The organism is Bradyrhizobium sp. HKCCYLS2038, from assembly GCF_051167655.1.
GTDB lineage: Bacteria > Pseudomonadota > Alphaproteobacteria > Rhizobiales > Xanthobacteraceae > Bradyrhizobium.
This window is the reverse complement of the sequence record NZ_JBNPTM010000003.1, coordinates 797,689-811,353: the sequence shown is the minus strand read 5'-3', so window position 1 is coordinate 811,353 and position 13,665 is coordinate 797,689. Positions and strand designations below refer to the sequence as shown.

General features: G+C 66.5%; 13 protein-coding genes. 9 read left to right on the top strand and 4 right to left on the bottom strand.

Annotated elements, in window-relative coordinates; translation table 11 throughout:
* Nucleotides 1-80: 80 nt before the first annotated feature.
* A complete protein-coding gene (locus ACQR1I_RS17670) occupies nt 81-2,549 on the bottom strand; it encodes a PAS domain-containing protein (RefSeq protein WP_434866683.1) in 2,469 nt (822 codons plus the stop codon).
* A gap of 226 nt (nt 2,550-2,775) precedes the next feature.
* Between ACQR1I_RS17670 and ACQR1I_RS17665 the strand changes: the two genes are divergently transcribed.
* The 6 genes from ACQR1I_RS17665 to ACQR1I_RS17640 all read left to right on the top strand — a co-directional run bounded on the left by ACQR1I_RS17665 (nt 2,776) and on the right by ACQR1I_RS17640 (nt 7,970).
* Nucleotides 2,776-3,894: a zinc-binding metallopeptidase family protein gene (locus tag ACQR1I_RS17665; protein ID WP_434866684.1), complete on the top strand. Its 1,119-nt coding sequence runs from the start codon at nt 2,776-2,778 to the stop codon at nt 3,892-3,894.
* A 69-nt stretch (nt 3,895-3,963) separates the two neighbouring features.
* Nucleotides 3,964-4,203 carry a hypothetical protein gene (locus ACQR1I_RS17660; protein ID WP_434866685.1) on the top strand — a complete coding sequence of 80 codons (240 nt, stop codon included), beginning with the start codon at nt 3,964-3,966 and terminating at the stop codon, nt 4,201-4,203.
* Between the two features lie 158 nt (nt 4,204-4,361).
* Nucleotides 4,362-6,377 carry an acetyl-CoA carboxylase biotin carboxylase subunit gene (locus ACQR1I_RS17655; RefSeq protein ID WP_434866686.1) on the top strand — a complete coding sequence of 672 codons (2,016 nt, stop codon included), beginning with the start codon at nt 4,362-4,364 and terminating at the stop codon, nt 6,375-6,377.
* Between the two features lie 111 nt (nt 6,378-6,488).
* A complete protein-coding gene (locus ACQR1I_RS17650) occupies nt 6,489-7,355 on the top strand; it encodes an isocitrate lyase/PEP mutase family protein (RefSeq protein ID WP_434866687.1) in 867 nt (288 codons plus the stop codon).
* Entirely contained in the window at nt 7,352-7,654 is a 303-nt protein-coding gene (locus ACQR1I_RS17645; protein WP_434866688.1) for an acylphosphatase, read from the top strand. The genes ACQR1I_RS17650 and ACQR1I_RS17645 overlap by 4 nt, the downstream gene beginning before the upstream one ends.
* 55 nt (nt 7,655-7,709) lie before the next feature.
* A complete protein-coding gene (locus ACQR1I_RS17640) occupies nt 7,710-7,970 on the top strand; it encodes a hypothetical protein (protein ID WP_434888751.1) in 261 nt (86 codons plus the stop codon).
* 27 nt (nt 7,971-7,997) lie between these two features.
* On the opposite strand, the gene ACQR1I_RS17635 is transcribed toward ACQR1I_RS17640, so the two are convergent.
* The gene (locus ACQR1I_RS17635; protein WP_434866690.1) at nt 7,998-8,807 is read right to left on the bottom strand and encodes a class I SAM-dependent methyltransferase; all 810 of its coding nucleotides are present in this window, start codon (nt 8,805-8,807) and stop codon (nt 7,998-8,000) included.
* Between the two features lie 144 nt (nt 8,808-8,951).
* Here ACQR1I_RS17635 and ACQR1I_RS17630 point away from each other — a divergent pair, with 144 nt between their 5' ends.
* From ACQR1I_RS17630 to ACQR1I_RS17620, 3 genes are read left to right on the top strand one after another with little or no spacing between them, the layout of a single operon-like run.
* Nucleotides 8,952-9,521 carry a GbsR/MarR family transcriptional regulator gene (locus ACQR1I_RS17630; RefSeq protein ID WP_434866691.1) on the top strand — a complete coding sequence of 190 codons (570 nt, stop codon included), beginning with the start codon at nt 8,952-8,954 and terminating at the stop codon, nt 9,519-9,521.
* 16 nt (nt 9,522-9,537) lie between these two features.
* Nucleotides 9,538-10,197, top strand: a complete 660-nt coding sequence (locus ACQR1I_RS17625) for a DUF4166 domain-containing protein (RefSeq protein WP_434866692.1) — start codon at nt 9,538-9,540, stop codon at nt 10,195-10,197.
* Nucleotides 10,194-11,630 (top strand): TIGR01777 family oxidoreductase, encoded by a 1,437-nt coding sequence (locus ACQR1I_RS17620; RefSeq protein WP_434866693.1) that lies wholly within the window; start codon nt 10,194-10,196, stop codon nt 11,628-11,630. The genes ACQR1I_RS17625 and ACQR1I_RS17620 overlap by 4 nt, the downstream gene beginning before the upstream one ends.
* 13 nt (nt 11,631-11,643) lie before the next feature.
* On the opposite strand, the gene ACQR1I_RS17615 is transcribed toward ACQR1I_RS17620, so the two are convergent.
* Both ACQR1I_RS17615 and ACQR1I_RS17610 read right to left on the bottom strand, forming a co-directional pair.
* Nucleotides 11,644-12,684 carry a helix-turn-helix domain-containing protein gene (locus ACQR1I_RS17615; RefSeq protein WP_434866694.1) on the bottom strand — a complete coding sequence of 347 codons (1,041 nt, stop codon included), beginning with the start codon at nt 12,682-12,684 and terminating at the stop codon, nt 11,644-11,646.
* Nucleotides 12,685-12,738: 54 nt separating this feature from the next.
* Complete coding sequence (locus tag ACQR1I_RS17610; RefSeq protein WP_434866695.1) at nt 12,739-13,599, bottom strand: LysR family transcriptional regulator; 861 nt, start codon at nt 13,597-13,599, stop codon at nt 12,739-12,741.
* Nucleotides 13,600-13,665 lie beyond the last annotated feature (66 nt).

The following is a 13,665-nucleotide window of genomic DNA, read 5'->3' as shown; positions in this document are numbered from 1 at the left end:
GTGAGCTATCGCAACAAAGCAGCCCTACCGCTGGTTCCGCAGTTCTCCTCCGGGCGTCCTCGTGAATGGTGAGGTCCGGCTCACCGCGGCAGCGGCGTCTTCTCGGCCATGGCCTTGCGCAGGATGCGCGACAGCGACTCCACCGAATAAGGCTTCTTGATCAGCTCGAAGCCGTGATGGGCGTTCTCCGCGAGCACGTGGCTGTAGCCGGATGTCAGCACCACCGGCAGGCCGGGATAGCGGTCGCGGATGATGCCGGCGAGCTCGAGGCCGTTGATGCCGGGCATGATGACGTCGGAGAACACCAGGTCGACCGCGAACTCATTGTCCGCGAGGATGGCCAGCGCATCCTGGCCGTTCGACACGCGGCGGGTGACGTAGCCGAGGTCTTCGAGCAGCTCGGTCGAGAACTGACCGACCTCGTCATTGTCCTCGACCACCAGCACGCGGTAGCCGCGACCGATGGTGGCCGGCTCGATGCGCGCCGCGCCGGCATGCTGGCTGGATTCGGGCGCGGCCGCCTGCGGCAGATAGATCGTGAAGGTCGCGCCGTGGCCGAGCCGGCTGTCGACGGCGATGTCGCCTTCGGACTGCTTGGCGAAGCCGAAGGCCTGGCTGAGGCCGAGACCCGTGCCCTTGCCGACTTCCTTCGTCGTGAAGAACGGCTCGAAGATCGCGTTGATGTTTTGCGGCGCGATGCCGGCGCCGGTGTCGGTGACCGAGATCGCGATGAAGGCGCCGGGACGGCCGTTCTGGCCACGCAGCGGCGGGATCGCATCGGTGCTGCGCACGCCGATCATCAGCCGCCCCTCGCCATTCATGGCATCGCGCGCGTTCACGGCGAGGTTGATCAGGGCGGTCTGGAATTGCGCGATGTCGGCCAGCGTGAACAGCCGGGCCTCGTCGACGGCCAGCTCGATCTGGATGCGGCTGCCGACCAGCGGACGGATCAGCTGCACCACGCTCTCGACCTGCTCGCCGACATTGAACACCTGCGGCGTCAATGGCTGCCGGCGCGCGAAGGCCAGCAGCTGCGCCGTCAGCTTCGAGGCGCGCTCGACGGTCTCGGAGATCGCATCGACATAGCGTCGCCGCCGGTCCTCGGCGAGATCGCGCCGGCGCAGGAAGTCAGTGGCGGAGCGGATGATGGTCAGCAGATTGTTGAAGTCGTGCGCGACGCCGCCGGTGAGCTGGCCGACCGCCTCCATCTTCTGCGACTGGCGCAACAGCTCCTCACTCTGAATGCGCTCGGTGACGTCGATCGCCTCGGCGACGGCGCCCGTGATCGTCTCGTGCTGATCGAACAGAGGTCGCATCGACACCTCGATGTGACGCTCGCCGTTGGCGAAGTCCAGCCGCAGCTCGGTGCGAAAATTGGCGCCTGTGAGCACACGCGCAAACGCCTTGCGGAGCGCCTCGGCTGCGCCCGGTGTATGCGCGAACCATGCCGCATCCCACACCGGTTGCCCGATCACGTCGATACCGAACGCGCGCATGCCGGCGAGTGTGATCCGGTTGGCGTGGGTCACACGCCCCTCGACATCGAGAATGCCTTGATACTGGTTGCTGGTGTCGAAGATGGCGCGCATCCGCGCCTCGTTGGCTGCGAGCTGCGCGGTCCGCTCGCGGATGCGCTCTTCCAGCGTCTCATTGATGCGACGGAGCTCGATCTCGCCCTGCTTGGCGGCGGTGACATCGTGTGCGACGCCGATGAAGCCGATATGCCTGCCGGTCGCATCCCAGCGCGGCTGGGATTCCGAGCGCAGCCAGCGCCACTCGCCGTCAGCGCGGCGATAGCGCGCCTCGAGGAAAAATGGCTTCAGCGAGCACTCGCCGGATTGCTGTTCGCCGAGGATGCGCGGCAGATCGTCGGGATGCAGCGCCTTGCGCCAGTCATAGGCGAGGGCCTCGTCATGGGACACGCCGAGAAAGTCGACATAGGCGTGATTGACGAAGGAGCGGGTGCGATCGAGCTTGGTGACCCAGATCGGCACCGGCGCACTGTCGGCGATCAGCCGGAAACGCTCCTCGCTTTCGCGCAGCTTGGACTGCGCCAGCATCTGGTCGGTGACGTCGATATGCGCGCCGACCAGCCGGATGGCGCGGCCGTTCCAGTCGCGCTCGATGCGCGCGATCACCCGGATCCAGCGGATCTCGCCGTCGTTGGGACGGATGATGCGGTATTCGGTGGTATAGTCTTCCTGCTTGCTCTTGACCGCCGCGATGAAGGCCTGCTCGGCCCGGGCGCGGTCGTCCGGATGCAGGCGCTTCACCCAGTCTTCATGGGTCTCGTTGGCCGCCTCCGGCGGAAGTCCGTGAATGATCAGATATTCGGGCGAGCGGCGATTGCGAAAGCCCTCGCGGAGGTCGACCTCGACGCCGCCGACCCTCCCGATCCGCTGGATGCGCGCAAGCTCGGCTTCGCGCTCCTGCAGCGCCCGATAGGCCTGGTCGCGATCGCGCTCAATCTCTTCGATATGCTGGCGCAGCTCGGCCGCACCGGCAGCCTCGGGGAGGACGTCGTCTCTGGGCGCATCTGCGCTGTTCATGCGGACCTGCACTGATCGAGCGAGCGGTCGCCGGAGAATTTCACCGCGGGTGTTCGGAAGCGTGGCGACATTGGGTCCAATGAAAGCAAATTGGCCAGCGATTGCGGCAGGCAAACGCCTGCACGACGGGAACGCCGGGGCAGATAAAAAGTTCCGCTCCCCGGGAACGTACGGTTACTGTCGTGCGTCGTCAGGCCCTGAACATCCGCAAAGCGTAGGTCCCATCGTGAAGCTGTTCGTCTGTCAGGCCTGCAAGAACATCCTGTATTTCGAGAACCGCAGCTGCGGCCGCTGCGGCCATCAGCTTGCCTTCATGCCGGAGCGCCAGATCCTGTCGGCGATCGAGCCGGCAGAGCAGGGCGTTCGGACCTTGGCCGATGGCCAGGATGGGCGATTCTTCTGTGCCAATGCCGAGCACGACGCGTGCAACTGGCTGCTCAAGGCCGGCGAGACCGAAGGATTTTGCCGAGCGTGCCGACACAATGGCACGATTCCCAATCTCTCCGATCCCGCGCAACTCGCCGGCTGGCGCGAGTTGGAGGTGGCCAAGCACCGGCTGTTCTACTCGCTGATCCGCTGGAAGCTTCCATTGAAGACCCGGATCGAGGATCCCGAGCACGGGCTGATCTTCAATTTTCTGGCCGATGATCCCAGCGGTCAGCAGAAGGTGCTGACCGGCCATGACAACGGCCTGATCACGATCGCGCTTGCGGAGGCCGACGAGATCGAGCGGGAGCGGCGCCGGCTCGAGATGGGCGAGCCCTACCGGACGCTGCTCGGCCACTTCCGCCACGAGGTCGGTCATTATTTCTGGGACGTGCTGGTGCGCGACGCCGGCAAGCTCGCGCAATGCCGCGCGGTGTTCGGCGACGACACCCAGGATTACGGCGATGCGTTGAAGCGCCACTACGAGACGGGGGCACCGGCCGACTGGCAGGACAATTTCGTCTCGGCCTATGCCACCACGCATCCGTGGGAGGACTTCGCCGAGACCTGGGCGCATTATCTTCACATCGTGGATACTCTCGAGATGGCCTCGGAGTTCGGCATCGAGATCGACCCGCCCGCGGATCAGATCGGCGGGCTCACCGCGCGCGTCACCTTCGATCCCTACGTGGTCAGTGATTTCGACGCCATCGTGAATGCCTGGCTGCCGTTCACCTTCGCCATGAACAGCGTTGCCCGGGCAATGGGCGCACGTGACCTTTATCCGTTCATCCTGACGCCGCCGGTCATCGGCAAGCTCGGCTTCATCCACGAGTTGGTGCGCCACGGCGCGCTGGCGAAGCCTGCGACCGCCGAGAAGGCGGTGCCTGTCCAACAGGAGTCCGCAGGAGCCGCGTGAAGCGGCTTGACTCCTGAGAACATAAAGTGAACATGATGGCGTGACCGGAGCGAGGATCGCCATCACGCCATGCCGTCTGAATCGCGCCCCAACCCCGAAAGCCAGCCCAGTCTCACCGGCGGAGACAGCGATGCCCAGGCGCTCGACGCCGCTGTGGATCAGGCCATCGCCGCCTGCGGCGGCGACCTGCGCGCCACCATTCGCGCGCTGATTGTTGCGAACGATTATCTGGAGACCGAGGTCACCGAGCTGATGAAGGCCGTATCGCACGCCTATATGCGAGGGCGTTTCCACAGCTATTCCGGGTGACGGGAGCGCCGGCTGCTAGCATGCCTGTGAGATGCGCGCAAACGCGCCGATAGGCGGGTTGCGCGCGGGCGATTTTGCTATAGACGAACCGCTTAAGCTCGCGGAGGTCGCGCCTGTGCCGTGAGCGGGGAGCCCGCCCAAAGGTATCAAGAAAAAACATGTTCAAGACCATTCTGATCGCGAACCGCGGCGAGATCGCCTGCCGGGTCATCAATACCGCCCGCCGCATGGGAATCAGGACCGTTGCGGTCTATTCGGAAGCCGATCGTGATGCGCTGCATGTCGAGATGGCCGACGATGCCGTGCTGATCGGCCCGCCCGCCGCCGCCGAGAGCTATCTCTTGATCGACCGCATCGTCGAGGCCTGCAAAAAAACGGGCGCCGAGGCCGTGCATCCCGGCTACGGCTTCCTGTCCGAGCGCGAGGCGTTCCCGCGCGCGCTGCAGGAGAACGGCATCGTCTTCATCGGTCCCAATCCCGGCGCCATCGCCGCGATGGGCGACAAGATCGAATCGAAAAAGGCCGCGGCGAAGGCCAAGGTTTCGACCGTGCCCGGCTTCCTCGGCGTCATCGAGGACGCCCAGCACGCCGTGCGCATCGCCGACGAGATCGGCTATCCCGTGATGATCAAGGCCTCCGCCGGCGGTGGCGGCAAGGGCATGCGCATCGCGCATTCGACCAGCGAAGTGGCCGAGGGCTTCAATCTCGCCAAGGCCGAGGCCAAGGCGTCGTTCGGCGACGATCGCGTCTTCGTCGAGAAGTTCATCGTCGATCCGCGCCACATCGAGATCCAGGTGCTTGGCGACAAGCATGGCAACGTGATCTATCTCGGCGAGCGCGAATGCTCGATCCAGCGCCGCAACCAGAAGGTCATCGAGGAAGCGCCGTCGCCGCTGCTTGACGAGGCGACCCGGCGCAAGATGGGCGAGCAGGCGGTCGCGCTCGCCAAGGCCGTGAACTACGACTCCGCCGGCACGGTGGAGTTCGTCGCCGGCCAGGACAAGAGCTTCTACTTTCTGGAGATGAACACCCGTCTGCAGGTCGAGCATCCCGTGACCGAGCTCGTGACCGGCATCGATCTCGTTGAGCAGATGATCCGTGTCGCCGCCGGCGAGAAGCTCGCGCTGGCGCAGAAGGACGTCCAGCTCACCGGCTGGGCGGTGGAATCGCGCGTCTATGCGGAAGACCCGTTCCGCAGCTTCCTGCCGTCGATCGGCCGTCTGGTGAAGTATCGTCCGCCGGCCGAGAGCAAGGCTGACGGCATTACCGTGCGCAACGACACCGGCGTGCAGGAAGGCGGCGAGATCTCGATCTATTACGATCCGATGATCGCCAAGCTCGTCACCCATGCGCCGTCGCGCGCCGCGGCGATCGAGGCGCAGTCGACCGCGCTCGACGCGTTCTATGTCGACGGCATCCGCCACAACATCCCGTTCCTGTCGGCGCTGATGAACCATCCGCGCTGGCGCGAGGGCCGGCTCTCGACCGGCTTCATCGCCGAGGAATTTCCCAAGGGATTTGCCGCGCGCGCGCCGGAAGGCGAGATCGCGCGCCGGCTCGCGGCGGTGGGCGCCGCGATCGACCACGTGCTCGGCGAACGCAAGCGGCAGATCTCCCAGCAGATGATCGGCCGTCCGGTGAAGCGGCAGGGTCGCCGCGCCGTCTGGCTCGGGCGCGACGAGATCCTGCTCGACATCGCCAGGGACAATGGCGCGATCACCGTCCGCTTCGTCGGTGCCGACGGCAAGGTCGGCGCGCCGCATCAATTGGTGTCGGACTGGAAGCCGGGCGATGCGGTCTGGCACGGCACCATCGACGGCGCTGGCATCGCGGTGCAGACGCGGCCGATCCCCAACGGCGTGCGCCTCGCGCATCAAGGTGTCGAAGCGCCGGTCTACGTCTACACCGAAGCCGAAGCGACCGCGGCGCGGCTGATGCCGATCGTCACCGCCGGCGACAGCGGCAAGAAGCTGTTGTGCCCGATGCCGGGTCTCGTGGTCTCGATCGCGGTGACCGAAGGGCAGGAGGTCAAGGCCGGCGAGACGCTGGCGGTGGTCGAGGCCATGAAGATGCAGAACGTGCTGCGCGCCGAGCAGGACGGCACCGTGAAGAAGATCCACGCTTCGGCGGGCGCCACGCTCGCCGTAGACGCGCTGATCCTGGAGTTCGCGTAGTAAGTCTATCCGCCGTCATTGCGAGCGAAGCGACGCAATCCAGGGCTCGGCACACGACTCTGGATTGCTTCGTCGCTTCGCTCCTAGCAATGACGGAGAGAGGGGCATGTAATGACCTTCCGTGCACGCCGAGAAGCGCTCCGCACCGTTCTCGCCGGCGACCGCTGCATTCATCCAGGCTCCGTCTACGACGCGATCTCGATCCGCATCGCCGAGGACCTCGGTTTTGCGCTCGGCATGTTCGGCGGCTCGGCGGCATCGCTCGCCATTCTCGGCGATCCCGACATCGCGCTGATCACCTTGACCGAACTCGCCGAGCAGATGCGGCGGATGTCGCGCGCGGCGGCGCTGCCGGTACTGGTCGATGCCGATCACGGCTACGGCAACGCGATGAACGTGCGCCGCACGGTGCAGGAGCTGGAAGCCGCCGGCGCCGCCGGCCTGACCATCGAGGACACGCTGCTGCCGCAGGCGTTCGGTGCCGACAAGCCGCAACTGATCGCGCTGGCCGAGGGCGTCGGCAAGGTGAAGGCCGCGCTCGATGGCCGTAGCGATCCGTCACTCGTCATTCTCGGCCGCACCGGCGCCGTCTCCATCACCTCGCTCGATGACGCGATCGCGCGTGCCAAAGCCTATGAGGCCTGCGGCGTCGACGGGCTGTTCTTCACCGGCATCACCGCGCGCGATCAGCTCGATGCCATCGCCGCGGCGACGTCGCTGCCGATCGTGCTCGGCGGCGCGCCCGAGTCGATGTCCGATCTGGACTATCTCGCCTCGCGTCGCGTCCGCGTCGCGTTGCAGGGCCATGCCCCGATCGCCGCCGCGACGCTGGCCGTCCACGAGACGCTGAAGGCGTTGCGCGAGGGTGTCTCGCCGAAACAGCTGAAAGGGCTGCCGTCATCCGAGCTGACCGCGCGCGTGATGCGCGAGGCCGACGTCAAGCAGCGCCTCCGCGCGTTTCTGGGGCTCGGATCATGAGCGATCGCGCCATTGCCCACGTCACGGTCCACGGTCGCGTGCAGGGCGTCGGCTATCGCGCCTGGGTCGAGGACCAGGCCATCCTGAACGGCCTCGACGGCTGGGTCCGCAACCGCACCGACGGCAGCGTCGAGGCCGTGTTCGCAGGTCCGGCCGATGACGTCGCAACCATGGTCGCGGCTTGCCGCAATGGGCCGCCCGCGGCGCGGGTCGATACCGTGACCGACGCGCCGGGGACGGCCGATCAGCTCGCGCTGCGCCAGCTTGGCGAGTCGTTCTCCGTGCTGCCGACGCTGTAGTCGCTAGCGGGGCTGGACGGGTTGGGTCCGCGGATCAAGCGGGTGAGGAGGCTGTGTGTCGATGATCGCCGAACTCGCCTTCGAAGCCGTCGCTCGTGTCGCGACAGCGACATGCCTCGTGACCGGACGCGCAGTTCTGATCGCGGCTTCGCTCGGAAAGATCAGGACGGGCCCATTCTGGGGAGGTCGCAAAGCCGGCCGCTTCGGTCTTGTCCGAGATCCGAACGGACATGTTGTCGTCGGCGACGTCTGGGCCATCCTGTCCGGTGCAGTCATCTGGGCCGTGGTGATCGCGAGCGCATGGTGGCTGCTGTAGCGGGAGCTGATCTTACAGCGCGGCTGCTCACGCCGCCGAAACCACCAGCGCCTGGATCTTGCCCTCGATCGACCCGCTGCCGAACCGTTTCGTGAGTGCATCTGCAGCGGCCTGCGTGACGGCCGTCAGCCCCGGCGTGCCCCGCGCTTCGATCTCGTTTCGCATCGGCGTACCCTGGCATAAGGAGATCGCGGGGTCCTGCGGCGAAGCTGCGCGACTGCGATGAGTCACGGTTTCGATCGCGATGTCGGTGAAGCCGGCCTCGTGCAGATCGGCCGTGATCCGCGCCGCGTCGAAATAGCCGTGCGGGGTTCGCGTCATAAACTGCGGTGGATCGTCGGCGAAGACCTGCTGCAACGTGTCGTGCACCACGTGCGCGAACTCATTGTCCTCGATCCGATCCCAGACGTTGAAGACGAAGCGGCCGCCAGGCCGCAGCACGCGGCGCGCTTCAGAATAGCCTTTGATGCGATCGGGAAAGAACATCACGCCGAACTGGCACACCACGCGATCGAAGCTCGCGTCAGCGAACGGCAGGGCCAACGCGTCCGCCGGCTGAAACTTGATGCGATCAGCGCCGGCAAGATGCGTCTTTGCCTGTGCAAGCATCGGCGGATTGAGGTCGGTTGCCGTGATCCGGACCTCCGGGGAGAGTTGCGCGTGCAGCACCCGCGTGACTGCGCCCGTTCCGGCCGCCGTCTCCAGCACATCGCGCGGACGGTCGGTTGCGATGCGCCGTGCAAGATCTTCCGCGTAGGGCGTGAAGATCAGTGGAACCAGCAACTGATCATAGACCTGTGGGATCGATCCGGTGAATGCCTTGTCGGATGCGGTCATGGCTTGCTCCGGTTCCAATGGGGCAGGGAGGCTTTTCGCCGACGTTGAAGTGTGCGCCTCGACGTCCGTCTTGCCAACCGGCCGCCGGGTTCAAGAGCACGAACGGCTCTTGACATTCACTCTGCATAGTCAGATATTTCTGTCATGACAGAAATAACCGGCAAGAAGAAACTTCCTCCCGCCGTCGAGCGCTTCATCCTCAACTGGGGCGACATGGGCGACCAGTGGGGCGTGAACCGCTCGGTCAGCCAGATTCACGGCCTGTTGTACCTCGCTGAGAAGCCGATGACGGCCGAGGACATCGCCGACACGCTCGGCATGGCGCGCTCCAACGTGTCGAACTCGCTGAAGGAGCTGCTCGCCTGGGATCTGATCCGGCGCGTGCCGATCCTCGGCGACCGTCGCGACCACTACGAGGCCGAGACCGACATCTGGGAGGTCGCGCAGCGCATCGCCGCCGGCCGCAAGCAACGTGAGATCGATCCGGCCATCGCTGCGCTGCGCGCCTGCGTCGCGGAGGCCACCGGCGATCCGACGATCAGCGCGGTCGCGAGCAGACGCTTGAAGGACATGCTGGCGTTCACCGAGCTGGTCGACCGCTGGTACGCGCAGATGCTCCGGGTGCCGCGGCCACGGCTGGTGGCGCTCATCAAGCTCGGCGAGAAGATCGCAAACCTGCTGCCATCGGGACGATCGAGGTCCGGCAGCGATTAGTTGAGCGGAGGGCGTCATGGTGAGCTTACGACATCTTGGATCAACAGCACCCGCCAACGCCAGGCTCCATGACGATCACAGGTTTCGCGCGCTGCTGTCGCCGGAGGATTGGGGGCGGCTGCCGGTGTCGATCTGGCGCCGCTTCTCGAAGCGGCTCGTCGACGGCGCGACCGTCGTCTATGTCGGCGAGGTTGATCAGGCCGAGGTCAGCCGCGCCGGCTTCTGGTTCGCGCAGGCGGCGCGGCTAATCGGCGGACCGCTGCCGACGAGCGCAAATGTCGGCGTGCCGATGATCGTCGCGGTGACCGAGGACGCCGCAAGTGGCGGCCAGATCTGGACCCGCATCTGCGGCCGCCCGCATGGCTTTCCGCAAGTGATCCATTCGGCCAAGCGCTTCGCCGGTCCGACTGGACTGGAGGAGTATCTCGGCTGGGGGCTGAGCATGAGCCTGCGCGTTCACGTGACCGACGGCGCGCTCGTTTTCCAAAGCGCCGGCTACACCGTGTCGTTCGCCGGCCGGCGCTGGATGCTGCCGTCCTGGCTCACGCCCGGCGATCTCACCGTCACGCATTCTGATCTCGGCGCGGGCGCGTTCCGCTTCGCGCTCGAGATCGTTCATCCGCGCTTCGGCCGGATCATCCGCCAGAGCGCCGTGTTCCGGGAGTCCACACCATGACGCCGCTGCTCTGGTCCCTGATCGCCGTTCAGATCGCGATGGGCGTGTTCGACACGTTCTATCATCACGAATTCATCGAGCGCCTGGCATGGCGACTGTCGCAGCGGAACGAGCTGAAGCTGCACGGCATCCGCAATTTGCTCTACGCCTTGTTGTTTGCCGTGCTCGGCTGGAGCGAGATGCACGGGATCTTCGCGATGCTCGTGCTCGCAGTGCTCGTCGCCGAGATCGCGATCACCTTGACCGACTTCGTCGAGGAGGACCTGACGCGCAAGCTGCCGCCGAGCGAGCGCATCAATCATACGCTGCTCGCGATCAACTACGGAGCCATTCTGATGCTGCTGATCCCCGTGCTGATCGGCTGGGCGATGCGGCCATCCGCGATCGTGCCGGCCTATGCCGGTCTTCTGAGCTGGGTCGCCGCGGCGGCCGCCATCGGCGCCGGCCTGTGCGGCCTGCGCGACTTCACCGCGGCGAGGCGGCTTGCGCGGATGTCGCAGCCCGACGCAAGCGAGCTTCTTGCCGCATTGCCGCCGGCGCAGACGGTGCTCGTCACCGGAGCCACCGGTTTCATCGGCGCGCGTCTGGTCGCCGGCCTCGCCGCTTCAGGCCATCACGTCATTGCGCTGGTGCGTGATCCCGCACGAGCCGCCGCCTTGTCGGCGCCGCTGACCTCGATCACCAGCCTCGATCAGATCGCGTCCGACACGCGCATTGATGCGATCGTCAATCTGGCCGGTGAGCCGATCGGCAATGCGCCATGGACAGCCGCGAAGCGCGACAAGATCCTGCAGTCGCGGATCGTCACGACGGAGGCTGTCGTCGCACTGATCGCGCGGCTCGACCGCAAGCCGAAGGTGCTGGTCAACGGCTCGGCGATCGGCTGGTACGGTTTGTGGCAGGACCAGCCGCTGACCGAGTCGGCCAAATCGCATGCCTGCTTCAGCCATGATCTCTGCGAGGCCTGGGAGCAGGCGGCGCGCGGCGCGGAGCTGCACGGCGTGCGCGTGGCGATGCTGCGCATCGGTCTCGTGGTCGGCCGCGACGGCGGCTTCCTGTCGCGCATGCTGACGCCCTTCGAGTTCGGCCTCGGAGGCCCGCTCGGCTCCGGCGCGCAATGGATGTCGTGGATCGAGCGCGACGATCTGATCCGGCTGATCGCGCACGTCATCGCAACCGAGAGCATCGCCGGGCCGATCAACGCGACCGCGCCGCTGCCCGTACGCAATCTCACCTTCACGGTCGAGTTGGCGCGCCGCCTGCGACGTCCGGCGCTGCTGCGTGTCCCCGCCGCGCTGCTGCGCCGCCTCGGCGGCGACTTCGCCGAGGAGCTTCTGCTCGGCGGCCAGCGCGTGGTGCCCAACAAGGCGCTGTCGAGCGGCTTCGTGTTCCGGCATCAGAGCCTGCGCAGCGCGCTGGAAGCGATCCTGTGACGCGTCACGCTGCTCACGAACGTCCGGCGCGTGCCATCGTCGCCGATGGCAGCTCGCCGAACGTGGCGCGGTAGTAGCGGGCGAAGTGTCCGGCATTGGCGAAGTTGCAGGCGGCCGCGGCCGATGCCACCGTCACGGCCGGATCACCGGAGCACAGCATCTCATGCGCGCGGCGGAGACGGACGGATTTTGCAAAGGCGATCGGGGAATAGCCGCGCACCCGCTCGAACACGCGGAAGATCGAGCGGGCGCTGACGCCGGCCTCGCGCGCCAGCCGCTCGATCGTGATCGGCTCGCGCCAATGGGCCTCGATATAGTCCTCCAACCGCTTGACCAGCCCGAACTCCGGCATCGGGGCGGGGTCGATGAGCTTGTCGCGGAAGCGGTGACGGCTGGCGCAGAGAAAGGCGACGTGCACCGCGTCTTCCAGCTCGCGATAGACGGCGGCGGGGAACGCGGCGTCCTGTTCGCTCAGCTGGGTCGTCAGGAAAACGAGCAGCTTGAAAAGGCTGCGGGCTTGCGGGTCAGCCGCCGGAATCCAGGGATCGATCGCGTAGTCCGCCCGCGGCTGGACGCCGACCAATGCCGTCAACCGCTGCCGCAGCACCGCTGGATCGAGCCGCAGCGTGAGCCGGCGATGTCCGCCATGGCAGGCCATCTGCCAGGGTACACCCGCCGGCGCGACGGCGAACTGCTGCTCGTTGACGTCGGTCGCCTCACCACCGGCGCAGCTGACCGCGCGCCCGCTCAACGCCATCTGCATCCGAATGAAGTCGGCGGGCCGGTGGTCGGAGACCATGTCGCAGGTGGTGGTGCCGAAGGCGAGGCCGATGGTTTCGAGCTCGATCAGATTGACGATGGCCTCGAAGCGTTCGGCGTTCCTGAAGTCCACACGCACCGCGCCGAGCTTGCGGCCGGCGATGTCGCGCAGCACCTCGGCGCTGGAGGTCCGGAGCAAGGCGTGGCGGTGCAGCGGCTCGGGACCGATGGTGCCCGTGGGGCTCGGCTGTGGCGAGGCGCTGACCATGTCAGCTGCGGTCAAGAGACGGTTCAAGCCGCAGCTCCTGATCTCCGAAATTAACCTATGCTACATCACGGCCCGTCGCCGTCAATTGCCCGATGAGGCCGCGCTTCGGAATGCCGCGGCCAGCGTGCGCAACGCTGCGCGCTTGCGCGCATCGCCGACCTTGGCGTGAAGAATGACCTTCGATCGCCCGAGTTTCGGCAAGCCGAGGCTTGCTCCCGCATCGGCCAGTCCGGCAGGCGCGATTCGTCGCGCAAGCGGAGCGATCGCGAGACCGGCCTGCGCCGCCGCCACGACGGCAGCCACGCCACCACCGACGAAGGCCTCGACGAAGGGGCGCTTCGCCTTCTCCAGCGCGCGAACCGCGAGGGACCGCACGCCGCATGGGGCTGCCAGCGTCGCCAGTGGCACGGGGCCGTCGGCAGCAGCGCGAAGGCGCGGGCTTGCGAACCAGCCGAATGCGTCGTCGGCCAGGGTCTCGCCGCCGCGCCGCGAGGCTTCCTGCCGCACGATGACCGCATCGAGCGCGCCGGCATCGTAGCGGTCGAGCAGATCGCGCGAGAACCCGATGCCGACCGACAGGGTCAGCTCGGTTGTCATCGCCTGAAACTGCTGCAGCATCGGCACCAGCTCCGGGCCGGCGGCGTGATCGCTGATGCCAAGCGCCAGGCGCGGCCGCAGGCGAGGCGTCCCGGCCAGCGCGAGGTCATGCGCGGCCACGAGCGCACGGGCGTTCTCCGAAAACGCTGCGCCGTCCGCCGTCAAGCGGACCGCGCGCGGCGAACGTTCGAGCAGACGTTTTCCCAGCGCGGCCTCCAGCCGCTGCAGCTTCAGGCTGACCGCGGCCTGTGTCGTGCCGAGCGCCTCGGCCGTGCGCGTGAAGCTCTGCAGCTCCGAGACCAGGAGAAAGGCGCGGACCGCGCCGATGTCGAGCGTTGGTGTCATTACGAAGTCTTATCATTGATATCATCAATCATAGCATACAGAAATGATGCTCCCGTTGCTAGGTTT